Annotated in this window: 23 protein-coding genes; 14 read left to right on the forward strand and 9 right to left on the reverse strand. The window is 38.0% G+C overall.

Going from position 1 to position 24,544, the window contains the following annotated elements:
• Both E7Z78_RS07435 and E7Z78_RS07440 read right to left on the reverse strand, forming a co-directional pair.
• Window positions 1-1,046 (reverse strand): molybdopterin-dependent oxidoreductase (locus tag E7Z78_RS07435; protein ID WP_303724532.1); only part of this gene is annotated, 1,046 nt, incomplete at its 3' end.
• Between the two features lie 81 nt (window positions 1,047-1,127).
• Complete coding sequence (locus E7Z78_RS07440; RefSeq protein WP_303724533.1) at window positions 1,128-1,934, reverse strand: formate/nitrite transporter family protein; 807 nt, start codon at window positions 1,932-1,934, stop codon at window positions 1,128-1,130.
• Window positions 1,935-2,572: 638 nt separating this feature from the next.
• Here E7Z78_RS07440 and fdhD point away from each other — a divergent pair.
• Window positions 2,573-3,319: a formate dehydrogenase accessory sulfurtransferase FdhD gene (gene fdhD, locus E7Z78_RS07445; RefSeq protein ID WP_303724534.1), complete on the forward strand. Its 747-nt coding sequence runs from the start codon at window positions 2,573-2,575 to the stop codon at window positions 3,317-3,319.
• On the opposite strand, the gene hxlB is transcribed toward fdhD, so the two are convergent.
• Window positions 3,311-3,901 (reverse strand): 6-phospho-3-hexuloisomerase, encoded by a 591-nt coding sequence (hxlB, locus tag E7Z78_RS07450; RefSeq protein ID WP_303724535.1) that lies wholly within the window; start codon window positions 3,899-3,901, stop codon window positions 3,311-3,313. The two genes, fdhD and hxlB, sit on opposite strands and share 9 nt — an antisense overlap.
• 57 nt (window positions 3,902-3,958) lie before the next feature.
• Between hxlB and E7Z78_RS07455 the strand changes: the two genes are divergently transcribed.
• From E7Z78_RS07455 to lysS, 4 genes are all read left to right on the forward strand, one after another.
• Complete coding sequence (locus tag E7Z78_RS07455; protein WP_303724536.1) at window positions 3,959-4,828, forward strand: LysR family transcriptional regulator; 870 nt, start codon at window positions 3,959-3,961, stop codon at window positions 4,826-4,828.
• 173 nt (window positions 4,829-5,001) lie between these two features.
• Complete coding sequence (locus E7Z78_RS07460) at window positions 5,002-5,916, forward strand: carbohydrate kinase family protein (RefSeq protein WP_303724537.1); 915 nt, start codon at window positions 5,002-5,004, stop codon at window positions 5,914-5,916.
• Window positions 5,917-6,146: 230 nt separating this feature from the next.
• Window positions 6,147-7,445, forward strand: coding sequence for a phosphomethylpyrimidine synthase (gene thiC / locus E7Z78_RS07465; RefSeq protein ID WP_303724538.1), 1,299 nt, complete (start codon window positions 6,147-6,149; stop codon window positions 7,443-7,445).
• A 220-nt stretch (window positions 7,446-7,665) separates the two neighbouring features.
• Window positions 7,666-9,249, forward strand: a complete 1,584-nt coding sequence (gene lysS / locus E7Z78_RS07470; RefSeq protein WP_303724539.1) for a lysine--tRNA ligase — start codon at window positions 7,666-7,668, stop codon at window positions 9,247-9,249.
• Between the two features lie 23 nt (window positions 9,250-9,272).
• Here the strand turns inward: lysS and E7Z78_RS07475 are convergent, their stop codons facing one another.
• From E7Z78_RS07475 to E7Z78_RS07485, 3 genes are read right to left on the reverse strand one after another with little or no spacing between them, the layout of a single operon-like run.
• Window positions 9,273-9,650: a GNAT family N-acetyltransferase gene (locus tag E7Z78_RS07475; RefSeq protein WP_303724540.1), complete on the reverse strand. Its 378-nt coding sequence runs from the start codon at window positions 9,648-9,650 to the stop codon at window positions 9,273-9,275.
• Window positions 9,650-10,120, reverse strand: a complete 471-nt coding sequence (locus E7Z78_RS07480; RefSeq protein WP_303724541.1) for a nucleoside deaminase — start codon at window positions 10,118-10,120, stop codon at window positions 9,650-9,652. The genes E7Z78_RS07475 and E7Z78_RS07480 overlap by 1 nt, the downstream gene beginning before the upstream one ends.
• A 33-nt stretch (window positions 10,121-10,153) precedes the next feature.
• On the reverse strand, window positions 10,154-11,305 hold the full coding sequence (locus tag E7Z78_RS07485) for a hypothetical protein (protein WP_303724542.1): 1,152 nt from the start codon (window positions 11,303-11,305) through the stop codon (window positions 10,154-10,156).
• A gap of 176 nt (window positions 11,306-11,481) precedes the next feature.
• Between E7Z78_RS07485 and polC the strand changes: the two genes are divergently transcribed.
• The 8 genes from polC to E7Z78_RS07525 all read left to right on the forward strand — a co-directional run bounded on the left by polC (window position 11,482) and on the right by E7Z78_RS07525 (window position 20,690).
• Window positions 11,482-14,781, forward strand: a complete 3,300-nt coding sequence (gene polC / locus E7Z78_RS07490) for a DNA polymerase II large subunit (protein ID WP_292742344.1) — start codon at window positions 11,482-11,484, stop codon at window positions 14,779-14,781.
• A 251-nt stretch (window positions 14,782-15,032) separates the two neighbouring features.
• Window positions 15,033-17,351 carry an anaerobic ribonucleoside-triphosphate reductase gene (gene nrdD, locus E7Z78_RS07495; protein WP_292742345.1) on the forward strand — a complete coding sequence of 773 codons (2,319 nt, stop codon included), beginning with the start codon at window positions 15,033-15,035 and terminating at the stop codon, window positions 17,349-17,351.
• A 266-nt stretch (window positions 17,352-17,617) separates the two neighbouring features.
• Window positions 17,618-17,908, forward strand: coding sequence for a 50S ribosomal protein L21e (locus E7Z78_RS07500; protein WP_303724543.1), 291 nt, complete (start codon window positions 17,618-17,620; stop codon window positions 17,906-17,908).
• 5 nt (window positions 17,909-17,913) lie between these two features.
• Window positions 17,914-18,258, forward strand: coding sequence for an RNA polymerase Rpb4 family protein (locus E7Z78_RS07505; protein WP_303724544.1), 345 nt, complete (start codon window positions 17,914-17,916; stop codon window positions 18,256-18,258).
• A gap of 160 nt (window positions 18,259-18,418) precedes the next feature.
• On the forward strand, window positions 18,419-19,045 hold the full coding sequence (locus tag E7Z78_RS07510; protein ID WP_303724545.1) for a DUF655 domain-containing protein: 627 nt from the start codon (window positions 18,419-18,421) through the stop codon (window positions 19,043-19,045).
• 8 nt (window positions 19,046-19,053) lie between these two features.
• Window positions 19,054-19,926 carry a 16S rRNA (adenine(1518)-N(6)/adenine(1519)-N(6))-dimethyltransferase RsmA gene (gene rsmA / locus E7Z78_RS07515; protein ID WP_303724546.1) on the forward strand — a complete coding sequence of 291 codons (873 nt, stop codon included), beginning with the start codon at window positions 19,054-19,056 and terminating at the stop codon, window positions 19,924-19,926.
• A gap of 5 nt (window positions 19,927-19,931) precedes the next feature.
• A complete protein-coding gene (locus E7Z78_RS07520; protein ID WP_303724547.1) occupies window positions 19,932-20,516 on the forward strand; it encodes a HemK2/MTQ2 family protein methyltransferase in 585 nt (194 codons plus the stop codon).
• Between the two features lie 12 nt (window positions 20,517-20,528).
• On the forward strand, window positions 20,529-20,690 hold the full coding sequence (locus tag E7Z78_RS07525; protein ID WP_303724548.1) for a hypothetical protein: 162 nt from the start codon (window positions 20,529-20,531) through the stop codon (window positions 20,688-20,690).
• A gap of 5 nt (window positions 20,691-20,695) precedes the next feature.
• On the opposite strand, the gene dapF is transcribed toward E7Z78_RS07525, so the two are convergent.
• Together dapF and lysA are read right to left on the reverse strand one after the other, a co-directional pair.
• The gene (dapF, locus tag E7Z78_RS07530; protein ID WP_303724549.1) at window positions 20,696-21,556 is read right to left on the reverse strand and encodes a diaminopimelate epimerase; all 861 of its coding nucleotides are present in this window, start codon (window positions 21,554-21,556) and stop codon (window positions 20,696-20,698) included.
• A gap of 9 nt (window positions 21,557-21,565) precedes the next feature.
• The gene (lysA, locus tag E7Z78_RS07535) at window positions 21,566-22,849 is read right to left on the reverse strand and encodes a diaminopimelate decarboxylase (protein WP_303724550.1); all 1,284 of its coding nucleotides are present in this window, start codon (window positions 22,847-22,849) and stop codon (window positions 21,566-21,568) included.
• Window positions 22,850-22,982: 133 nt separating this feature from the next.
• Here lysA and E7Z78_RS07540 point away from each other — a divergent pair, with 133 nt between their 5' ends.
• The gene (locus tag E7Z78_RS07540; RefSeq protein WP_303724551.1) at window positions 22,983-23,387 is read left to right on the forward strand and encodes an NUDIX domain-containing protein; all 405 of its coding nucleotides are present in this window, start codon (window positions 22,983-22,985) and stop codon (window positions 23,385-23,387) included.
• On the opposite strand, the gene E7Z78_RS07545 is transcribed toward E7Z78_RS07540, so the two are convergent.
• Window positions 23,384-24,544 carry an acetylornithine transaminase gene (locus tag E7Z78_RS07545; RefSeq protein WP_303724552.1) on the reverse strand — a complete coding sequence of 387 codons (1,161 nt, stop codon included), beginning with the start codon at window positions 24,542-24,544 and terminating at the stop codon, window positions 23,384-23,386. The two genes, E7Z78_RS07540 and E7Z78_RS07545, sit on opposite strands and share 4 nt — an antisense overlap.

Here is a 24,544-nt window from a genome sequence, read left to right on the forward strand (position 1 = left end):
CCTACGTAATCGGAAGGTAATGCACCCATATCACAAGCACCTTGTACGTTGTTTTGTCCTCTTAATGGGTTTACACCGGTACCTTGTCTACCAATGTTACCAGTTAACATTGCGAGGTTTGCGGTGGACATAACGTTGTCTGCTCCGTGAGAGTGTTCGGTAATACCTAATGAGTATACGATAGCTGCTTTGTCAGCAGATGCGTATTCAATAGCTAAGTGTTCAATTACTTCAGGTTTGATTCCGGTAATTTCGGAAGCCATGTCTAAAGTGTATTTTTGAACGGTTTCTTTCATTTCTTCGAAACCTTTGGTTCTGTAGTGGATGAACTCTTCGTCTTGTAATCCTCTGTCGATGATTACTTTAATCATAGCGTTCATTAAAGCTACGTCAGTACCGGTTTCAAATTGAACGTATTCATCTGCGATTTTAGCAGTAGGAGTGAATCTTGGGTCTAATACAACTAATTTAGCACCGTTTTGTTTTGCTTGGATTAATTTACGTCCGAACAATGGGTGTGCTTCCATGTTGTTGGAACCGATACAGAAGATGTAGTCTGCTTCTTTGATACTGTCGAATCCGTTGGTCATAGCACCTGATCCGAAAGTGTTAGCTAAACCTGCTACAGTAGGACCGTGACAGATACGTGCACAGTGGTCTACGTTTTGGGTTCCACAAGCTACTCTTGCTAATTTTTGAGTAATGTAAATGTTTTCGTTTGGTGAACGAGCACATGCGTAGAATCCAACTTTGTTTGGATCTTCGTCAGATACTTCTTTGAGTTTGTTAGCAACAAGGTCTAATGCTTCATCCCATGATGCTTCTCTGAATTCACCGTTTTCTTTTATTAAAGGAGTAGTTAATCTGTCTTCCCTATTAATAAATTGGTATCCAAAGTTTCCTTTTGGACATACTTTACCCTCGTTTACAGGGTGTCTTTTTAAAGGTTCTACACCAACAATTTTACCGTCTTTTACAACGAAGTTGAGTCCACAACCAGTACCACAGTATGGACAAATTGTTGGGACATATTTTATCTCAACCATTTTATAATCTCCAAAATATATTTTTATTTAAATAAAGTAAAAAAAAAGAAGCTTTAAAAGCTTCTTATGTAATTTACTAGCTTATTCTTTTAAGTAGGTGTACCAGTAGATACATGCTACAAAGATTGCTCCACCGATAATGTTACCGATAGTTACTGGAATTAAGTTGTTAACAATGATAGTACTCCAAGTTACGCCTTTAGCACCTAAGAACATACCTAATGGTATGAAGAACATGTTTGCGACACTGTGCTCAAATCCTATGGTAACGAAAGCCATAATTGGGAACCAAATACCAACGATTTTACCAATAATATCATCAGATGCGTTAGCTAACCATACAGCTAAACATACAAGCCAGTTACAACCAATAGCCTTAATCATAGCTACTGTGAATGGCATGGTAACTTTACCTTCAGCTACTGCAATTGCTTTTGCAGAAATTGCGTATGCTGGTGCGGTTGCGTCAGTAGGAGTAATTCCTCCCATGAAAGCGAGAACGTATGCAACGAATAATGCACCTACAAAGTTGAAAATCCAACTTATTACCCAGTTTTTAGCGAGACCTCCAACAGATGCGGTTCCATCTAAAACACCGAGGGTCATAAACATTACGTTACCAGTGAAGAGTTCTGATCCTGCGAGAACAACAATGATCAAACCTACAGGGAACACTGCACCGAATACGAATTTTTCTAAACCAAGTGGAGCGCCTGCTTTTAACATACCTGCGCTTGCCACTACAGCTAATAAACCACCGAATGCAATATATGCTCCTGCTAAAAAGGAGAGTAATATTACATTAACAATATTTGCAGAGTTTTTTGCTCCAGCAGTTCCTGAAATTGCTTTTGCAGTTTCTACTGGACTTTTAAAAGATGAACTCATATTATCAACCTCTTTTATTCCCTTTTATTAATTTTGTATAATACTAATGAATCCCACAATTTAGTTCAAAGAGTATTATGATACTATATATTAGTGTTATATATAAAAAGGATTTTTCATTAGAGCCTAAAAGAAATATTTAAATACTACAAAGTAATAAAATTAAACATAATGATAAATCATGATGGATTATATACACATCGTGTTATGATGCTTTTTTTCTCAAAATACTTTTAAACCGACCTTAATTTAATCTAATTTTATTGAATAATCGTTGAATTCTTATAAAAATTTAAATTAACTTTTATTTTTAATAAAATTTAAAAAAAATTACCATGTGAAAATATATTAATATCGGTTTATTTGGGCCTAAAATATCATAAAATTCACATCATTGAAAAACAATGGAAATTAAAAAAAATAAATCGTTGAAACAAATATTTCTAAAAGAAAAATTTTAGGCTAACTAAAATTTGTTTATAATGACATGAAATGAAAAAATTCGATAAAAGCAAATAAGAATGAGTTTAGAATCAATGCAAAATATCGATGATAACAAACTTTTAGAGTAAAAAAATAGTACAAAATCAATATTTTAATATAACATGTGTAATAATATAATAATCAAAGGTGGAATTATGAAAATAGAGCAAATCGATGCCATCAGCTTTAAAAACGATCAAGTCGACGAAGTTAAGGAAAAAGTTGTAAAAGATGAAACAGTAACATTAACAATCAACGGCAACATTTCACGCAGCCTATCTGCAATCGAAGACTCCCTAAAGGAGTTTGCAGTAGGGTATCTCTTCAATGAGAACATGGTCAAGTCATTGGACGACATCAAAAGCATTGAAATTGACGGACCACAAATCAATGTTGAAATCGATGACACACTTCTTAAAACAAACGAAACAGTATTGTGCTCTGACTCAGCAGGAGGATGGAGAAGCAAAATAAAGGATGTGAACCCTGTGGAATCAGATTTTCAGGTGGATGTCCATGAACTGCTCGACAGAATCGAGGAGCTTAAAAACAATGCTGAAATCTGGCAGGCAACAGGAGGAACCCATGTTGCAGGAATTGTTTATAAAGATCAGTTCATTGTAAAAGAGGACGTGAGCCGTCACGTTGCAGTCGATAAGGTAATAGGATATGGAATACTCCACGATTTTGATTTGAAAAACAGTTATGTAATATACAGCGGCAGGATGCCTGCGGACATGGTCATCAAGATGACAAGGACAGGGGTTCCTATTCTAGCGTCAAACGCAGCTCCCGCTAACTCAGGATACAATATTGCAAAAAAAGGAAATATTACATTGGTTGGATTCCTAAGAGGCCAACGCTGTAATATATATAATAATCAGAATAGAATCCTATTCTAGAACTGTGTGTCTTGCTTTTAAGTCGCTTTCAGTTTGGTGCATTTTTTCCATTAGTTCGGAAACGATAGCATCAAGGAACACTAATGTGGTTAATTCAAAAGCGGTACCTAAAGGAGTCAGGGAAGTGTAGTTTCCGTGGATTTGACGTTTGATGTAATTTTCATCATCCACTTCTTTTTTTGTTCTTCCTTTGACAAGAATATAACTGTCACATAATTGACCTAAGGTAGATTCAGGGTAAGATGTTAAAGCCAATACTTTAGAACCTCTATTTTTAGCGATTTTAGCAGCAGAAACAATTGTATTGGTTTCTCCAGAACCTGAAATAGCTATAATACAGTCATCCTCATAGATAGCTGGGGAAATTGTTTCACCTACAACATAAGCACTTAGGCCTAAATGCATTAATCTCATTGCAAACGCTTTAGCTGCAAGTCCTGATCTTCCAGCTCCTGTAACAAAAATGTTTTTGGAGTTAATAATAATTTCTTCAAATTTTTCAATAGCTTCTTCATCTAAATAATCTTGTGCACTTTCAATATTGTCCAATATAGCCTTAATAGAGGTTTTCATTATTTCCATTTTATCTAACCTATAAATCGATATTATTAATTATGATTACAATTTTATTTATAATTAATGAAATTTGAAAGTAAGGGACTGATAAGTCTGGAGATAGATGGGGAAATCTATGACTATAAGTTATACCAGAGCCTGGAATCCTTATCCAGAAGCAAATCCCAACGAAAATCCGCAAAGGAGTTAGGAATTTCACACACCGTATTCAATAGAAGATTGCTCAAGGCAGAAGAGAAGTTGGGTGTGAAAATCACACGAAAGGTAGGAAACGGAACATTGTTGACACCGGATGGTGAAGCTCTTCTTGAAGAATTCAGGAAATACCTGATTCAAATAGAGAAAACCTCCAACATCAACATTGCAGGAGGACATATCAGCACAGGCCTTCTGGAAAGTATCGACACACCGTTCAACACCAACATCTACAGCAGCACTGACGAGGATGCTTTTGAGCTTGCAAAAAGGGGAGCGGTTGATATTCTGACATTGGACGACCCTTTGATTGCATATGAAAGGGACATAAATTTCATGCCGATAGCCTATGACTATCTTGTTCTGGTTGCAAGTCCCGAGTCCAAGAACATCGACAGCATTTCCGATTTGGAGGGGCTTGACTTTGTAAACGTCAACGGATCCGCCCAGAGGCTTGCATGGAACAGCCTGAACCATTATGACATAGAGTACAATATCATTGCCAATGTAAATTCCCAATTTGATGCATTTAAAATGGTGAGGAATTCTGAAAACCTCTACACTTTTCTCAATGCAAGTTATTTCAAGGGAAATGAACTTTTGAAGTATGATACCCAGCATGTAATCAGTGTGATTAAAGTCAACGATGACAAGGCCGAAGTTGATGATTTCATCAGGTTCCTGATTAATGAAGGTCAGGAAATGATTGAAAAAGAGGGTTTCAGTCGCATGGGATAATACTTTCCAAATGCTCTCGGCAAAAATGAATATTAATATTACTATATATTACATACCATCACTCACGTTACACCGTGTTTTTGTGAAAGTTCATATGCCAACCAATATGCACTTTCAAAAGATTAAATAATGATGAAACACAATATAAAATTGAAAGATAAAAAGGCGATATTATGGCAAAAAACAGAGATTTACTAGCAATTGGCCACTCTGCTCATGATTACATTATTAGAGTGCCTGAATTTCCAAAAGCTAATTTTTCAGCTCCTATAACCAACATGAAAACCTTTAATGGTGGAGCAGCTGCAAATGTAGCTTGTGTTGGAGCAAAATTAGGATTAAAGACCTCCCTCGTTTCAGCTGTCGGAGGAGATTTCAAAAGAACCGAATATTATGAACACATGCAAAATTTGGGTATCGACACTGAATCACTAATCATTGTTCCGGGCGAAGAGACACCTACAGCATTTGTACTGACTAACGATAATGACGACCAAATCAGTTACTTCTACTGGGGAGCCGCAAAGGAATTTGCACAAAGTAAAGTTCCTATAAAAGCGATTGAAAATGCAGAAGCCGTTCACTTGGCTACCGGTGACCCTGAATTCAACTGGAAATGTTCAAAGGAAGCTAAAGACCAAGACCTGCTTGTTTCATTTGATCCAGGTCAAGACCTTGGAATGTATGACACCAAAAAGTTGATTGACGTCATTGAAAATACAACCATTCTTTTCGGAAATCACCATGAAATCGAAAGAATCCTTGATGCGGTTGAAGTTGACTTGACCGGCTTGAGGAACATGGGGCCTAAAATCATCGTCAAGACCTGTGGAGCAAGAGGCTGTGAAATTTATTCAAATGAAGATAAAATCATCATTGATGCAATCCCTACCGAAGCAATTGACCCTACCGGTGCGGGAGATTCATATAGGGCAGGATTCCTATCAAGATTCCTGAATGGAGAATCACTTGAAGAGTCCGCCAAGTTCGCATCATCTGTTTCTTCATTCATCATTCAACATCAAGGTTGTCAAACAAATATGCCAACTTTTGATGAAGCATTTGAAAGAATGAGCGAATTTTACTAATTCGAACATTTTTTCAATTTTACTTTATTTTTATCAATACTTCTTTATTTTTGTTATAACTTATTAAAAATTACTATTTTTAAAAATCACTTTAATTATTTCAATAAATCTTGAAATTAAATTCAACCAATTAATTTATATACTATTAAATCGAAATAAGGAATTATCAATTTAATATGAGAAATTAATAAAATGAATTTGACTGTTTTAAAACATAATTGAGGGATATTATGACACAGATTAGTGATGCAAAAAAAGGCATATTGACAGAAGAGATGAAGCATGTTGCAAAAATAGAAAATGTTAGTGAAGAATTCATATTAAAATCAGTGGCTGAAGGAACAATAGTAATACCAAGTAACGTTAACAGAGACATTGAAGCTGCAGGAATTGGAGCAGGACTCAGGACAAAAGTGAACGCAACCGTCGGAACCTCCACAGACATCGTTGATTTTGATGAGGAAGTGCACAAGGCACAAATCGCAATAGACCATGGTGCAGACTGCCTGATGGAATTGAGCATTGGCGGAGACCTTGACGTAATAAGAAGAAGAGTTCTTGACATGTCCCCATTGCCAGTGGGATCAGTACCAGTTTATCAAGCAGCAATTGAAAGTATCAGAAGAGACGGTTCAGTGGTTTACATGGATGAGGATGACCTCTTCAACACCATTGAAAAGCAAGCAAAAGACGGTATCGACTTTATGGCCGTTCACAGCAGTATCAATATCGAAACATTAACCAGACTCAAAAGACAAGGACGTGTAACAGGACTCGTTTCCCGTGGAGGGTCATTCATGTCCGGATGGATTGTTGAAAATGAAAAGGAAAACCCATTGTACGCCAACTTCGATTACGTTCTCGAAATCGCAAAGGAACATGATGTGGTATTATCACTTGCAAACGGTATGAGAGCAGGATCCATTGCCGATTCAACAGACAGGGCACAAATACAAGAATTGATCATTTTAGGAGAATTAATCGACAGATCCCGTGAAGCCGGAGTGCAATGTATGATTGAAGGGCCAGGACACATTCCAATCAACGAAATTCCAACAAACGTAATGATTCAAAAGAAAATGTGTTCCAACGCTCCTTTCTACATGCTCGGACCTATCGTATGTGATGTTGCACCGGGTTACGACCACATCGTATCCGCTATCGGAGCTGCATCTTCAGCAAAAGCCGGAGCAGACTTCATCTGCTATGTTACCCCTGCAGAGCACCTTGCATTGCCTAACCCTGATGACGTTAGGGAAGGAGTCATCGCAACCAAGATTGGAGCATATGCGGGAGACCTTGCAACCGGTCAAATCGACGGTTCACAAGACCTTGCAATGGCAGAGGCACGTAAAAGACTTGACTGGGAAGCACAATATGAATGTGCAATGTTTCCGGAAGCTGCACGTGCAAAAAGAGACCAAAGACCTCCTGAAGAGGAAGACACCTGTACAATGTGCGGAAACTACTGTGCAGTAAAAATCGTTAACGAATGGTTGGACCAATCCGATTCCGACCTCATTAAATAGATTAATCTTAATCTATTTATTTTCTTTTTTTATACTATTTTACACTTGACCTGCAAGGAAAAAGGTCACTACAATGGATTTCATTTTATGCAACCTATAAAATCATGGCCTCAACAAAAGTCACCTGCAATTAAAATAATGTTTTTATATTAATAAATAGAGATATTATTATAATTACTTATTTTATGATAATCTTTTTATGAAAAAATGGTGAATATAGATGACACACTGGATTGAAAACATAGCTAATGAATTAAGTAAAATGGATGTAGAAGAACATGTCATTGCAAGTGGAACCTCCATTTCAGGTTCAATACATATTGGAAACTCATGTGACATATTTGTAGCTAACGGAATAGGAAAGAAATTAAGAGAAAAAGGAAAGAAAGCAAAAACAATATGGATTGCAGATGACCATGACCCATTAAGAAAAGTTCCATATCCTTTACCTGAAGATTACGACAAATACCTTGGAATGCCATATTCAGTAATCCCATGTCCTGACGGATGCTGTGACAATTTCGTAGAGCATTTCGAAAAACCTTTACTTTCAGTTATGGATGATTACGGTATTGAAATGGAAACCAAATCCGGTTTTGAAATGTATAAATCCGGAGTTTATAACGATTACATAAGAACTTCACTTGAAAAAGTTGATGAAATCAAGGAAATCTTCAACGAATACAGAAGAGAACCTTTAGCTGATGACTGGTTGCCATACAACCCTATTTGTGACGAATGTGGACGTGTAAACACCACATACGCTTACGATTATGACGGCGACATCATCAAGTACAGATGTGAATGCGGCCATGACGGTGAAATGGACATCAAATCAGGAAACGGTAAACTTACCTGGAGAGTTGAATGGGCAGCAAGATGGAAAATATTCGGAACCACCTGTGAACCGTTCGGAAAAGACCATGCAGCAAGTGGAGGATCATATGACGTAAGTAGCGTCATTTCCGAAAAAATCTTCGATTACCCTGCACCTTATCCAGTGCCATACGAATGGATCACCCTTGACGGTGAAGCAATGAGTAAGTCCCACGGTGTCTTCTTCGCTCCTGAAGAATGGCTTAAAATCGGTCCTGCAGAAAGTCTTCACTACTACCTGTTCAGGTCAAAACCTATGAAAGCTAAAGACTTCTCACCAAAAATGCCTTACTTAGACTTTATCGATCAATTCGACACTGTTGAAAAAGTATTCTACGATGAAGTTGAAGCTCCATCTGAAAAAGAAGGCAGGAAATTCAAGGAAATCTATGAGATTGTGCAAATCAACGAAGGAAGTCCTTTACCATTCAGACCTCCTTTCAGATTCCTGGTCAACGCTTATCAGATTGCTGGTGACGACTTGGAGAAAATCTTTGATATTCTCAAAAGAAACTCACAATTAACTAAAAGCTTTAAAGACAAGGAATTCGGTGACTTGACTGAAACTGAATTGGCACAATACCGTGAAAGAGTTGACAATGTAATTTACTGGCTCGACACTTACGCACCTAAATTCGTTAAATTCCAAGTTCAGGAAAAAAGCGTGCCTAAATTACCACTGACTCCGGAACAGGATCAGTTCCTGGCTGGCCTTGCCGATTTAATGGAAAGCACTGAGTTCAGCGATGCTGCTGACTTGCATGATGCAATGTATGGAATCCTTGAAAGTCAAGGATTAAAACCACAAAAAGGTTTCCAAGCTATCTATAAAATGATTCTCGGTCAAAAACAAGGTCCAAGAGCAGCTTCATTCTTATTAAGTTTGGATAAGGACTTTGTTGTGAAAAGATTAAGAAAAGAAGCTTAATCTTTTTAACTTTTTTCTTTTTTTTAAATTAATGTTTTGAATTCTTTTTTCATTAAAAGTTCATCTACGAACTGATAATCTAGTTTTTTAAACACGTCAATCAATATATCTTCTTTTGAGTCAAAACTGACCACGACGCTTTTGAATTCATAGTCTATGGCTATCTTTTCAAGCTGCCTTATCAATTTATATGATATCTTTTCGCGATTGTCATAGGAGTTTAAAAACAGTGTGGTTATCTCTGCCGAATCGGCATCGTATACCTTGAAACTTGCACATCCCACAATCTTTCCGAAATTGTTTAAAAGAAGCACCACTTGAGGATCATCCACCTTGCATCCAAACGAAGAGCACATTTCAACAAATCTTTCATCCCGCTCATCTGTCACTATTATCTCCATCATTTCACCTCAGTTGTGTTTCCGACTTTTTTAAGTTCCTCATCCCATATTTCGGAGTTGCTGCTTGTGAATCTTAAAAACAGGTCTCTGCATTTGACATCATTCAGCACCACAACTTCCACATCATTACATTTAAGTAGGTTTTCCGCACCCATTAATGTTGTGTTCTCTCCTATTACAACACGCGGAATGTTGTAAAGTATCACGGCTCCGGAACACATTGGACATGGGGATAGCGTGGTGTATAATGTGCATTTGACATAATCCTCATAATTGAGACGCCCTGCGTTTTCAATGGCGTCCATTTCAGCATGAAGCACTACGGAGTCATTTTGAATCAGTCTGTTATGTCCTCTGGATATGACTTTCCCATCCTTGACTAGGACAGCACCGATCGGGATTCCTCCTTCAGCTAAGGATTTTTCTGCCTCCTTAATGGCTTCGTTCATGAAATAATTATCGTTATTCATAAAAAAAATAAGTTAATAGATGAATTTAATCATCTATTTGAATCTGTTAAACAATCCTTTGCTGGATTCTTTTTCCAATGATTGCTCAAGTTTGGCAACTTGTTTTCTTAAATCAGCAATAGTTTTTCCTGATTCATTGGAAAGTTTATCATAACTACTTTCCTTGACTTTGAGTTGTGTTTTAAGAGAGGAAATCTCTTCTTTGTATCCGTCAATCTCTTTTTTGTTTTGAGCATCAACTTCTTCCTTGTAATTTCCTAAATCAATTATTTCAGCTCTTAACTTGTCAACTTCGTCGGAAAGTGAAATGTTTTCTTTTCTAGCATCAGATAGTTTGTCTTTTAAATCGTTGATTTCACTGGTCAATTTTCCATTTTCTTTTTTGAGTGTATCAACATCAGTGCTTTTAAGCTTGTCTTTTAAATCTGAAATTTGAGATTCCAAATCTTGTTTGATTGAATCTAATTGAGATTCCAATTTATCTGCTTTAACTTTGTGGACTGCACTTTCTGCACCGATTTTTCCAATAGTGTTACTTAAATCTGCATTAATATCCAATTGATCAAAGTATTTTCTGGATGTTTTTTCAAGTGCTGAAGTTAATTCGTTTTTAATACCCTTAAGTTCAGCATTTTCCTTTTTGAGTTTTGGTATTACTTTATTGGTCAAGTAGTTTAGTTCGTTTGATTGGTTGGATAGTTTTTTATCCTTATCATCCAATTTCTTTTTCAAATCTGCTTTGTCAGAGGATTTTTTGGATTTTTTAGGTTTTTCCTTTTTAGGTTTGGAAACTTTTTTCTCTGGTTTTTCAACAGGAGCTTCAGCTTCTTCAACCACAGGTTCATCCACAGCCTCAACAACCTCTTCAACAGGTTCCTCAACAGGAGCTTCAGCTTCTTCAACCACAGGTTCATCCACAGCCTCAACAACCTCTTCAACAGGTTCCTCAACAGGAGCTTCAGCTTCTTCAACCACAGGTTCATCCACAGCCTCAACAACCTCTTCAACAGGTTCCTCAACTGATTTAGTTTCGACAACCGGTTCAGGAACTTGTTCTTTAACAGGCTCTTCCACGACTGTTTCAACTACTTCTTCTGTATTACTTTTAGATTTTCTTTTGAGTTTATCTAAATCCAATTTTATCTTTCCACCATACATGGTGTTCATTGGTTTTTTATCAGACATTAAAATCACCATAATAGCAATATTAATATTTAAATTCGACTACTAGATACATTGTTTAAGTTTGAATTTTTGAATATTTAAGTATTTTTGAATGAAAATTGAGTCATCAAATATTATTAATATCATGAAAAACAATAGATTATATACTAATTAATTTTGTAACTTGTGGCGATATCATGGATTATTTTGATAGATTAGAAGCTGAAACCAATCACCTATACGATATAGCTAATGAAGCAAGGTCTAGAGGTTTAGATGTTGAAACAAAAACTGAAGTGCCTCTTGCAAAGGATTTAGCGGAAAGAGTAGAAGGGCTCGTGGGTCCTGAAGGTGTTGCAAAACGTATTAAAGAATTAGAAAAGGATATGGACAGGGAATCTGTCGCATTTGAAATTGCAGCAGAAATCGCTGACGGAACCTTCACATTAACAGGTGAGAAGGCCAACTGGGATGAGGAGCAAAGATGTGACCAGGGCCTTAGGACCGCTCTTGCGATTTTGACTGAAGGAGTGGTTGCCGCTCCTTTGGAAGGTATTTCCGATGTTAAAATCAAGAAAAACTTTGACGGCACAAAATACATTGGAGTGTATTTTGCAGGACCTATCAGAAGTGCAGGAGGAACTGCAGCAGCTCTAGCAGTATTGCTGGGGGATAAGATCAGACAGGCAATCCATATCGATGAGTTCAAGCCTATCGATGATGAGATTGAAAGATATGTGGAAGAAGTTGAACTGTACGAGTCAGAAGTTACAAATTTACAATACTCACCAACACCAGAAGAAGTGAGATTTGCAGCCAATCATATTCCTGTAGAGGTTTCAGGAGAGCAAACCGACCAGGTAGAGGTATCCCACCGTGATTTGGAACGTGTTGAAACAAACAACATCCGTGGTGGAGCACTCCTTGCGATGGTTGAAGGGGTAATCCAGAAATCCAAAAAGATTAAAAAGATCGCTAACAAGTTAGGTCTTGACTGGGATTGGCTTGAGGAATATTCAAAGCCTAAAAAAACCGATTCATCCGACGATGGAGGAGATTCCGATGTTGCACTTGAGGAACCTAAATATATCCAGGATATTATCGGTGGAAGGCCTATTTTAGGATATCCTTCTGAAAAGGGAGGTTTCCGTTTAAGATACGGAAGGTCACGTAACACAGGCCTTGCTACCATGGGAGTTCACCCTGCAACAATGGCATTGCTTGAGTTTTTGGCTGTTGGAACACAATTGAAAATCGAATATCCCGGCAAAGGTAACTGTGTGGTGCCGGTGGATTCAATTGAAGGGCCTACCGTCAAGCTTAAAAACGGTGATGTCGTCATAATCGACTCCGTGAAACAGGCAAATAAACTTAAAAAGGATGTTACTGAAATACTCTTCCTCGGAGACATGCTTGTTGCATTCGGTGAGTTTTTAAGAAACAACCAGCCTTTATACCCATCTGGATGGGTTGAGGAATGGTGGATTCAATTGTTGATGAGAAGTGACAAGTTTGACAAGGACAACACTGATTTGGACTTGCATGCCCTTGAATACGATTACCTTCCAGCAATTGAAGCATTCAAATTATCAAAGGAATATGACATTCCGCTTCACCCTAAATACACTTACTGTTACAATGACGTTACCATAAGTGACTTGAACGCATTATATGACTTGCTTGACGCTTCAAAATCAACCTATAAACAGGATGAGGGAATACAGCTTGAAATGTCCTATCCGAAAAGGGTTCTGGAAATCATTGGAGTGCCTCATATTGTCCGTGAAGGCAAAATCATCATTGACAAGGACCATGCCTATGCACTGCTGGTTACTTTGTCAAGTCGTTTGCCTGAAATGAAGACAACCATTGAAGCCGTTAATGAGGTTTCACCTGTAACGATCATAGACAAGGCACCGGCCTACATTGGAACCCGTGTCGGAAGACCTGAAAAATCCAAGGAAAGACTGATGAGGCCTGCTCCTCATGGATTGATTCCTATCGGCAATTACGGCGGTTCCAGAAGACTGGTCGCTACAGCCGCTAAAAAGGGAAGCATCAAGGTGGAACTTTCCAGAAGAAGATGTACAAATCCTGAATGTGGAATCAGTTCCTTTGGCGCACTTTGTCCTAAATGCGGACACCCGACTGAAATGGGCAAGCCTTCAATGAAAAGCATTCCTCTCGCATCAATGCTTAAAAAAGCATCTGACAATGTCAAGGTCAGAAGGGTCGATGAGGTTAAGGGCGTAGTCGGAATGATTTCCGAGTCAAAATTGCCTGAACCTATGGAAAAGGGAATACTCAGGGCAAAGCATGAGGTATTCACATTCAAGGACGGTACAATCCGTCACGATTCAACCGATTTGCCGCTTACTCACTTTATACCAAAGGAGATTGGTGTTACTGTTGAGAAGCTTAAGGAAATGGGTTATGAGAAGGACTGTTACGGCAATCCTATTGAAAATGAGGACCAAATCATTGAGCTTAGGGTTCAAGACATTGTTATTTCAGACAACTGTGGCGAGTACTTGCGCAGAACCGCACAGTTCATTGACGATGAGCTTACCAGATACTATGATATGGAGCCGTTTTACAATGTCAAGGAAAAAGAGGACCTTATCGGCCATCTGGTTGCAGGTCTTGCTCCCCACACATCTGCAGGAGTTCTTGGAAGAATTGTCGGTTTCACCAAGGCTTTAGGATGTTATGCTCACCCTTACTTCCATTCAGCTAAACGTAGAAACTGTGACAGTGACGAGGATGCGGTCATGCTGCTTTTGGATGCATTGATCAACTTCTCAAAGACCTATCTGCCTAATACAAGGGGAGGAAGTATGGATGCTCCTCTGGTTTTATCTTCAAGAATTGACCCTGAGGAGATAGATGACGAATCTCACAACCTGGACATATTTGAAAGGTTCCCTGTTGAGTTTTATGAAAAAACCTACAGTCCGCTGAAGCCTGCTGATGTTCTTGAGTACATTGACAATGTTGAAATGCACTTAGGCACTCCTGAGCAGTATGAGGGATTGATGTTTTCCCATCACACATCAAGCATTCATGCGGGACCTACAGTTTGTCTCTATAAGCGTTTGCCTTCCATGAGAGAAAAAGTTGAGGCCCAAATCACTCTTGCAGAAAGAATCCGGGCTGTTGACCAAAGGGGAGTTGTTGAAAAGGTATTGACCTCTCACTTCCTGCCGGACATCATGGGTAACTCCAGAGCGTTTTCCAAGCAGAAGGTACGGTGCACCAAGTGCGGTGCGAAGTACAGAAGAATGCCACTTACCGGAAAATGTTCCTGCGGAGGCAACTTGATTTTATCCGTTTCCAAAGGATCCGTTGTCAAGTATCTTGAGATTTCAAGGGATTTGGTTAACAGATATCCTGTTTCCCACTACTTGGAGCAACGTCTTGAGATCCAGGAATTCGGTATCAACTCATTGTTTGAAAGTGACAAGTCCAAGCAAAGCTCACTGGATGTGTTCTTCTAGTACTGTCCAAATGCTCTCGGACTTTTCTTTTTTATGATTATTAATATAATATATTTCAGAGTATATCAATAATGTTCGATTGAAGACGAACAATTTATATACCATGAAAATCTAAGTATTAAGTAGATGTTCGTATCAATACGAACGATAATTATACAAGTGATTACAAATATCTATACAGTTGAGAGCGTGCTCTCTCTAAAACTTGGATAATAAAATTTTTAATTAACAAGGAAAATGGTGTGAATTAAATGGAAAAAATTTCAGAATTAGGAAATAATTTACAAGAATCCGTTAAAATAAATGTAGAAAAAAATAACGGAATAAGAGAAAGATTCAGTTACGAAAAATTGATGAAATCATTAATTATGGTTGAAACCCCATTCTTTGAATCAGATAAAATTATCGCAACAGTAGTATCCCAATTATACGATGGAATCAAAACCAAAGAAATCAAAAAAATCGTACACGAATGCTTAGAAGACATTGACCCGGAAATAGCTAACAAATACTTAGCAAGCACTCAATTAAAAGTACGTACCTCAAGAGATACTATTGAAGCATTTGACTTATCCAGAATCGCCAATACCTTAATTGAAGAAACTGGTGCAAGTCAAGAAACCGCTTTCGAAATCGCTACTGAAACCTGGAAAGAACTCAAAAAACTAAACGTTGAATACTTGACCGCTCCAATGATCAGGGAAATGGTCAACACAAAATTAATCGAATACGGATTAGAAGATTTAAGAAGCCGTTACACCCGTTTAGGTATCCCTGTATACAACATTACCTCTTTAATTGAAAACGGTAACAGGGACAACGCAAACATGATTCACAACCCAGAAAGTATTCACAAACATGTAGCAGACGAAGCATTAAAACAATACGCACTCTTAAAAATGTTACCTGGACACTTAGCAGACGCACACATGTCCGGTGATATTCACATTCACGATTTAGAATTCTTCGCAGGAAGACCATTAAACTGTCTCCAACACGATATAAGAACCTTCATCAAATACGGATTAAAAGTTGATGGAACTGGAGACCACACTTCCATTGCAGGTGCACCAAACCACATGGAAACCTTAATGAACCATACCGGTGAAATCATGCTTGCAGCACAGCAAAACATGTCCGGTGGACAATCCATGTCCCTTTGGAACGTATTTGTTGCACCATTCGCAAGAGGAAGAAGCTATGAAGAAATCAAACAGGCTGTACAAATGCTCATATACAACCTCAACATGGCATATGCAGCACGTGGATCCCAAGTGCCTTTCACAAGTATGGCATTGGAATTCGGTGTCCCTGATTTCTTAAAAGAAGAAACCGCATACGGACCAAAAGGTCAAGTTGTCGGAACTTACGCTGACTTTGAAGATGAAACCAGATTAATTCAAAAAGCATTCACTGAAACATTGCTTGAAGGAGACAATGAAGGTAAACCTCATTTATTCCCAAATACCATTTATACATTAAGGCCTGAAACAATGACCAGTGAATATGAAGACGATTTAAGATTAGTACATGAATTATCCGCAAAATACGGTTCATCTTATTTCGTGAACATGTTCCCTGAATACCGTGGAAAAATGGCAAACTACATGGGATGCAGAACCTGTTTACAAGACACCTGGACTGGTGACTGGGACAAAGACTGTTTAAGAACCGGTAACCTCGCATACGTTACCTTAAACTTCCCAAGAATCGGATACCAATCCAAAGACGAAAACCAAGTATTCGAATACTTAGACGAATACATGGATCTTGCAGTGGAAACCTTAATGCTTAGAAGAGAACAAGCATTAAAATGTTTAAACGATTTCCACATTCTCCCATTCTTAAAACAAAAAGTTGGAGAAGAATCATACTACAGAATTGAAAATTCAACATTATCCTTTGGTTTCGTAGGACTTAACGAAATGTTATTATCCCTCTTCGGCGAAGGTATTGAAAACCCTGACGCAAACAAGTTCGGTGTAAAATGTCTCGAATATGTAAACCAAAGAGCTAAAAAATTACAAGAAGAAACAGGACTCAGATGGTCTGTTTTACAAACTCCTGCTGAATCTACTGCATACAGATTTGCAACTCTCGACAAAAAACAATTCGGAGACCAAGCAATCGTACAAGGTGAAGGAAACGCAAACTACTACACAAACTCCTCACACGTACCAGTAGACACAGGATTATCATTAATTGAAAAAATCAAAATTGAAGAGCAATACCACAGTTTAACTCCTGGTGGACACATCTTCCATGCATTCATGGGAGAATCATACTCCGATCCAGATTCATTAATGAGTTTAACCCACAAAATTGCTCGTAAATCCGATATCGGATTCTGGGCTTACAGCTCAGCATTAAGTTTCTGTCTTAAATGTAAGACTTTAATGAAAGGACTAAACAATGTTTGTCCTACCTGTGGTGAAAGAGAAGATGTAGAATGGTATGACAGAATTACCGGTTACGTACAACAAGTTGGACGTGCAAAATCTGCATCTGGTGGTTGGAACCCAGGTAAACGTCAAGAATTAATTGACAGAAGAAGATTCGAAGATAACTAAACAGTTATCTTCTTCACACCATTTTTTTACACCAAACCATCAATTTCACTTACACTATTTTTCATGTTTTGAAGCCAACATAACAATATCACACCCAAAAACTAAAAGTATATTAATGACATTAAACTAAAAATATAATATTATCATATCACTGGATGATAATAGTTATTTTCACATTCTATGTTACTAGTATTTATGGGCTTTTTTAATACTAGGTCGCTGATAACATAGATTTATACCCAGACTACTAATTAAGAGGTTATAAAATGCAAAGATCAAGAGGATTAAAAAGTAGATCAAGAAAAAAAATGACTAAAGTACAAAGACCGGGCAGAACAAACCCAATTACAAACAGGCTCCAAAGATTTGAAGAAGGAGACTTAGTTCACATTACTATTAACCCATCCATTCAAAAAGGACAACCTGCACCTAGATTCCACGGTAAAACCGGAAAAGTCACTGGTCAAAAAGGTAAAGCATACATCGTGTCCTTAAAAGATGGAAACAAAGCTAAAGAGTTAATAGTAAGACCTGATCACTTAAAATTACAAAACTGATTTCTATGATTGGAAAAGAAGTAATTGACACTGAACCAATTACAGGTTCCCAAGTAAAAAAAATACTTGAAGAGTTCAGAGAAGATAATGAATTGAATTATGAACAAAACATTACTTTAAACCATCTTGAAAGGTTTGACAGGTATTCTGCTGAAGACGCAGAAGAAATATTTCAAAAACTCCAAGATGATTTTGGCCTAAGGGCTAAAGTCGCTGCTCATATTGTTGATTTGGTTCCTAAGGATTTAGCTGACATGAGATTAATTTTCGCTAAAGAACCAAGTAAAACCGACAAGGAAGACATGGAAAAGATTCTTGAATTCCTCGAACAATATGATGTTGAAGAATAGTACTACTATACTATTCACTTTTTTTATTATTTTTAATTATTTTCTCTAATAACCAGCTTTTTTTAGATATCTTTATTATACTTAAAAATTATATTTATAAAATAAGACAATTTTATGGCCAATTTTGCCATGAAATAAAAACTAATAGTGAGTGATTAATATGGTTGATAGAAATAGAAAAGAAAAAAGACCAACAGTAAAAAAAGAAGAGAATGCTGTTGTACTAGATTACCTAAGTCGTGGCTATGTCAAATCTGATATGTCAAAATTTGGTGGTAAACCTATTGCTCAAGCTATTGGTACAGAACAATTCACTTTACTTGAATTAGCTCCAAAAAATGGTGTTGATTTAGAAATTCAAGACACTGTATATATCGGTAAAGGAAAGAGAGATAAGATATACAGGGTTTTAGGAAAATTAGACTTTGAAAATTTAACCGCAACAAGCAGAATAGAACTTGACTATGCTATTCGTGACATTGTTGAAGATAATGAAGACAAGTTTGTTGAATTTTTCAATAGTGCAGATTCAGTGAGCACAAGAATGCACTCACTCGAATTGATTCCAGGAATTGGTAAGAAATACATGTGGGACATTATCAAGGCAAGAGAGGAAAAACCTTTCGAAAGCTTCAAGGACATTTCAGAAAGGCTTCCAACCTTAGCAGATCCTGCAGGCATGATTGTTAACAGAGTCAAGCAAGAACTTGACACCACAACTCCAAGAAGAGGTAAAAATAAATATTACATATTTACACAACCTCCAAGAGCTTCAAGAAGAAGATAAGTGATAAATTGACTAGTGAAAATTCCCAATCCTTATCTAAGGTAACTAAAGACATTTTGAATCAAAATGGGATTAAGTTAAATAAGAGTCTGGGCCAGAATTATTTGATTGACAAGAATAAAAGGGACCAGATTATTAACTTCGGCAATATCACTAAAGATGATGTTGTCCTTGAAATCGGAACAGGAATTGGGACACTTACAATTGAACTTGCCAAAAAAGCTCAAAAAGTGATAGCCATTGAACAGGACACCAAAATCTGTGAGATATTGGCTAAACGACTTAAAGACGAAAAAATTGATAATGTAGAACTAATAAATGATGATGCTTTGAAAGTGGACTTTCCACCTTTTAATAAGATCATCTCTAACCTACCTTATCAGATCTCATCACCGATTACCTTTAAATTTTTAGATTATGATTTTGACCTTGCGGTTCTGATGTATCAGAAGGAATTTGCAGACCGCATGAACGGCGAAGTTGGAAGCAAGAATTACTCAAGGCTTTCCGCAATGCTTTATTTTAAATGTGACATCGAAAAATTGACTGATGTCAGCTGCGAGAGCTTCATTCCAAAGCCGCAGATTGACTCCACAGTGGTTAAGTTAACTCCTAAGGAGAATAAAATCCCCGATGATGAGTTTAAGACATATTCAAAATTCACTAAGGCATTGTTCCAGCACAGAAACAAGAAAATCAGGAACGCCCTGATTGATTCAAGGCATATCATCAGCAATATCGACAAGAAGGTTCTCAAGAAAAGGCTGAACGGGATTGAAGATGATGAGATTAACGATTATCTCTCCAAAAGGGTGATTGTTTTAACCCCTGAGGAGATACTTGAAGTGTCTAAGAGACTGAATCCTATTTTTAGCGAGTAGATATTATGGCTGATTTTATTATTAACACCGATGACAATGTATATGTTCCCGCCGAGGACAGTTACTTATTGGCTGACAATTTAGAGATTAAAAAGGGTGCAAGCGTTTTGGAAATCGGTACAGGATCAGGTATTGTTGCAATGTATGCATCAAGGCTTTCAGACAACATTACTGTAACCGACATCAACTTTGATGCCTGTGAGCTTGCGCGAAAAAACTTCGAGGACAACGGCATTGAAAACATTGAGATTCTCTTCGGCAACATGTTCGAACCTGTGGAATCAAGAAAGTTTGATGTAATTCTATTCAATACTCCATATCTGCCAACTGATGATGGCGATGTTATTGATGACACTTTAAATTATGCATTCGACGGTGGATTAAATGGAAGAAAAGTAATCGATTTATTTTTAGATGAAGTGGGAAATCATTTAAATGATGGAGGAATTGTCCAGATGATACAGTCCTCTCTTTCAGGCAATGAGGAGACATTGCAGAGACTTGATGAACTGGGTTTTATAGCTGAAATAGCTGAATCCGAACACTTCTTTTTTGAAGATATAGTTTTAATTAATGCTTACAAAATATAATAAGGTGATAGAATGGAACAATGGAAACAATCAGTACTTACAGGCGTGATCTTAATACTTCTTGCATTGGCTTTTTCCTTCGCAAGAGGCGAAATGAGTATCTGGATGGTATTGGTCATTATTCTTGGTATAGTGGACATGGCTTTCGGATTTTACCGAAAAAGTAAGGAATAGAGAATTTAGAATTCTCCATCGAAAACAAGTTTTGCTGGGCCTTCCATGAAAGCGCCCAATTTATCTTCTTTTTCATAGACTTGGAATTTCAAGTCTCCACCAGGCAAGTGAAGCAATATTTCTTCATCAAACAAGTCTAGCTTGTAGCCTGAAATTGCAGTTGAGGTAGCACCGGTTCCGCATGCAAGTGTTACGCCTGCACCACGTTCCCATGTAATCATTTTACCCTCATTTTTGGATATGACTTCAACGAAGTGAACGTTGATTTTTTCAGGGAACACCTCATGTGCCTCTATGGCCGGACCGTACTTGTTTATGTCGATTTCATCCACATCATCAACGAAGATGATTGCATGAGGATTTCCGACACTGATTGCGGTCACGTTGAATGTGGTGTCGATGACTTCTAGCTCATCATCCAAAAACTCTTCCTTGTCAGAGGTCATTGGGATTTCAGGGGTCTTGAATGTTGATGTGCCCATGTCTACCTTGAAAAGCACCGGTTCATCATCTTCGAGGGTGATTTCAATGGTTTTGATTCCTGCACGGGTTTCAACGGTCATCTTTTCCTGTTTTAAAATGCCTTTCCTGTAAACGAAATCACCGAAGCATCTTATACCGTTTCCACACATTTCGGCTTCGCTGCCGTCAGGATTGAACATTCTGTATCCTATGTCAGCCACATCGGACGGTTCAACAAATAGTACTCCGTCACCTCCTACTCCGAAGTTTCTGTGGCATAGTATTCTGCAGGCTTCAGGTTTGTCTGCTTCAGGTATGACTTCCCCGTCGAATTCGTTGATTATAGGGAAATCATTACCGATTCCATGCATTTTTGAAAATTTTAATCCTTTTAAATCTACCATGTTATCAACTTATTTTAAATGTGGTGGAACGACTTGTTTGTCATATAAGTCTTCAAAGGTTTCTCTTTCACGAACTACATTGCATTTGCCGTCAGTTACCAAGATTTCTGAAGCTAATGGTCTTGAGTTGTAGTTTGATGACATTGTAAAACCGTATGCTCCAGCGTTGAGGATTCCTAAAACATCTCCTTCTTCAACTTCTGGCATTGGCCTGTCACGTGCGAAGAGGTCTCCGGATTCACATACGTTACCTGCAATGTCCACTTCCTGGGTGTTTGGAGCGTCCATTCTGCTTGCGTCAACGATGTGGTGGTATGAATCATACATTGCCGGTCTTAGGAGTGTGTGGAAACCTGCATCCACTCCGATGAATTTTCTGTAGCTTTGTTTTACACTGTTTACTGTAACTAAAAGAACACATGCGTCTGCAACAAGGTATCTTCCAGGTTCAAGGTACATTGTTGGGTTGCCCATGTCGTATTGTTCGAGTTTTTCCTTGAATAATCCTACATTGACTTCTGCAAACTTGTCAAGATCCAATAATTTTTCTTCAGGAGTGTATGGAACACCTACTCCTCCACCGAAGTCAACGAACTCGAAGTCGATTCCTGCTTCCTCATGGACTTTTCCTGCAATGTCCATTGTGGATTCGATAGCTAATTTGAAAGGTTCAGGGTCGAGGATACCTGATCCGATGTGGGAGTGCATACCGACTGGGTTGAATCCTAATTCTTTTGCCATCTCATAGACTTGAACTGCTTCATTGTCCATGATACCGAATTTACTCATTACTCCACCGGTGATACAGTGGTCGTGGTGTCCTGCACCAACCATTGGGTTTACCCTGAATGATATTTTCAATCCTTCAGGATCCACAAGTTTAGCAAGTCTTTTAAGTGCTGAAACTGAGTCGATGTTTAGGACTGCGCCTTCATCATGCACGTATTTCAATTCGTCATTGGTAATGTTGTTACCTGTAAAGAGGATTCTGTCCCCTGAAAAGCCGAGCATTTTTGAGATGTGAACTTCACCAGGTGAAACCGCATCGATGCAGCAGCCTTCGGACTCGAGGATTTTCATCACTGCAAGGTTGGTGTTAGCTTTGCATGCGTAAAATACTTTGAAATCAGGATAATATTTTGAGAATGTTGAGTAAAATTTGTTATAGTTAGCTCTTATTCTAGCCTCATCCATTACATAGGTTGGAGTTCCGAACTCTTCTGCAATATCAACTGCATCTGCGCCACCGATGTCAAGGTGGTTTTTGTCGTTTACTTTAATATTTAAATCCATAATCTAAACTCCTTAAAAAAGTTACATTATAATTATAGTTATTGACTTATTTTTATTTAAAAGTAATTAAGGAAAACAATTTGCCGATTAAAATTGGAAAAATGTTTAAAAAATACCATTTAAAATTATTAACATGAAAAGAGATTATGGCCTTACAATGCGCGGAATAATTAAGAACGATGACGGCGAAATACTAATCCTTAAAAGACATCCGAAAAGCAGAACAGACCCTGACACATGGGAATTACCTGGAGGCAAGGTTGAAAATGGTGAATTTTTCGATGATGCGCTTGTGCGTGAGATTAAGGAAGAGACAAACCTTGACTGTAAGGTGGGAGACCTTGCAATAGCCATACAGCACGATTATCCATATAAAAGAACTGTTCAGATGATAATGTACCTTGATGATGTTAATGGTGAGTTTAAAATAAGCGATGAGCATACAGACAGCAAATATGCATCAATAGATGAAATCAAAAATCTGACATTGTCAGGTTGTCTTAAAAAAGTTTTGGAAAAAAAGAATTATAGGCTTTAGAGTATTTCATCTAAAGCTTTTACGAACTCGTCAATTTCTGCCTTGGTAATTGTCAATGGTGGAACAAACCTTAAGACTTTACCGGAAGTACAGTTGATTAAGAATCCTGCTTCGCGAAGCTTGTCAACGTATTCTGCACCAGGCTTGGTCAGTTCAATACCAACCATCAAACCAACACCACGCACGTCAGCGATGATTTCCTTATCAAGTTTTTTAAGTTCGCTGAGGAAGTAGTCTCCGACCTCATTGACATTGGAGAGAATGTCCTCTTCTTCAAATACGTCAAGTACAGCGTTTGCTGCAGCTGCAACGAGTGGACCTCCACCGAATGTGGTACCGTGGTCTCCTGGAACGAAAGCGCTAGCTACCTTTTCGGTTGCAAGGATTCCTCCCATTGGGACTCCTCCACCGATTCCTTTAGCCATTGTCATGACATCAGGCTTGACGTCGAACAATTCATGTGCAAAGAGTGTTCCGCATCTTCCAAATCCGGTTTGCACTTCATCCACAATGAATACTATGTCGTTTTCATTACAGATCTTTTGGATTTCTTTTAAGTATTCAATATCAGGAACATTGACTCCACCTTCACCCTGTACAGGTTCGACAATGATTGCTGCGGTGTTTTCATTAACCGCTTCCTTGATTGCTTCAATGTCATTGTATGGGACATTGATGAAACCTTTTGGCATTACTGCCTTGAATGGCTCATGGTATTCCTCATGACCTGTTGCTGCAAGGGTCATTATGGTCCTTCCGTGGAATGAGTCAACGGTTGAGATGATTTCGCTTTTACCAGTGTATTTCACTGCAAGCTTGATTGCTCCTTCATTTGCCTCGGCACCGCTGTTTGCATAAAATATTCTGTCAAAGCTTGTTTTGTCAATTAATTTTTTAGCATAAACCAATGCAGGCTCATTGTAGTAGATGCTTGAAATGTGGATCAGTTTTTCAGCCTGATCCTGGATTGCCTTTACAAGCTTAGGATGATTGTGGCCTAAGCAGTTTACTGCAATTCCTGCAAACATGTCCAGGTATTCGTTTCCGTCAATGTCTGTTACCTTACAGCCGTCCCCATGGTCGAGCACAATTGGTTGTCTTGTGAAAGTGTTAATGAAATAATCGTCTTCAATTTTAATTAATTCTTGAGTATTCAT

Source organism: Methanobrevibacter thaueri (assembly GCF_015062915.1).
GTDB classification, from domain to species: domain Archaea; phylum Methanobacteriota; class Methanobacteria; order Methanobacteriales; family Methanobacteriaceae; genus Methanocatella; species Methanocatella thaueri_B.

Bases quoted from the DNA above. Each gene is read 5' to 3' on its own strand.
- E7Z78_RS07480 (WP_303724541.1), bottom strand. From the start codon at position 10,120: ATGAATAACGATAATTATTTCATGAACGAAGCCATTAAGGAGGCAGAA.
- E7Z78_RS07545 (WP_303724552.1), bottom strand. From the start codon at position 24,544: ATGAATACTCAAGAATTAATTAAAATTGAAGACGATTATTTCATTAAC.
- nrdD (WP_292742345.1), top strand. From the start codon at position 15,033: ATGGAAAAAATTTCAGAATTAGGAAATAATTTACAAGAATCCGTTAAA.
- E7Z78_RS07460 (WP_303724537.1), top strand. From the start codon at position 5,002: ATGGCAAAAAACAGAGATTTACTAGCAATTGGCCACTCTGCTCATGAT.
- E7Z78_RS07455 (WP_303724536.1), top strand. From the start codon at position 3,959: ATGAAATTTGAAAGTAAGGGACTGATAAGTCTGGAGATAGATGGGGAA.
- E7Z78_RS07475 (WP_303724540.1), bottom strand. From the start codon at position 9,650: ATGGAGATAATAGTGACAGATGAGCGGGATGAAAGATTTGTTGAAATG.
- thiC (WP_303724538.1), top strand. From the start codon at position 6,147: ATGACACAGATTAGTGATGCAAAAAAAGGCATATTGACAGAAGAGATG.
- E7Z78_RS07540 (WP_303724551.1), top strand. From the start codon at position 22,983: ATGAAAAGAGATTATGGCCTTACAATGCGCGGAATAATTAAGAACGAT.
- E7Z78_RS07440 (WP_303724533.1), bottom strand. From the start codon at position 1,934: ATGAGTTCATCTTTTAAAAGTCCAGTAGAAACTGCAAAAGCAATTTCA.
- E7Z78_RS07500 (WP_303724543.1), top strand. From the start codon at position 17,618: ATGCAAAGATCAAGAGGATTAAAAAGTAGATCAAGAAAAAAAATGACT.
- fdhD (WP_303724534.1), top strand. From the start codon at position 2,573: ATGAAAATAGAGCAAATCGATGCCATCAGCTTTAAAAACGATCAAGTC.
- E7Z78_RS07505 (WP_303724544.1), top strand. From the start codon at position 17,914: ATGATTGGAAAAGAAGTAATTGACACTGAACCAATTACAGGTTCCCAA.
- lysA (WP_303724550.1), bottom strand. From the start codon at position 22,849: ATGGATTTAAATATTAAAGTAAACGACAAAAACCACCTTGACATCGGT.
- E7Z78_RS07520 (WP_303724547.1), top strand. From the start codon at position 19,932: ATGGCTGATTTTATTATTAACACCGATGACAATGTATATGTTCCCGCC.
- lysS (WP_303724539.1), top strand. From the start codon at position 7,666: ATGACACACTGGATTGAAAACATAGCTAATGAATTAAGTAAAATGGAT.
- polC (WP_292742344.1), top strand. From the start codon at position 11,482: ATGGATTATTTTGATAGATTAGAAGCTGAAACCAATCACCTATACGAT.
- E7Z78_RS07485 (WP_303724542.1), bottom strand. From the start codon at position 11,305: ATGTCTGATAAAAAACCAATGAACACCATGTATGGTGGAAAGATAAAA.
- E7Z78_RS07510 (WP_303724545.1), top strand. From the start codon at position 18,419: ATGGTTGATAGAAATAGAAAAGAAAAAAGACCAACAGTAAAAAAAGAA.
- E7Z78_RS07525 (WP_303724548.1), top strand. From the start codon at position 20,529: ATGGAACAATGGAAACAATCAGTACTTACAGGCGTGATCTTAATACTT.
- dapF (WP_303724549.1), bottom strand. From the start codon at position 21,556: ATGGTAGATTTAAAAGGATTAAAATTTTCAAAAATGCATGGAATCGGT.
- hxlB (WP_303724535.1), bottom strand. From the start codon at position 3,901: ATGGAAATAATGAAAACCTCTATTAAGGCTATATTGGACAATATTGAA.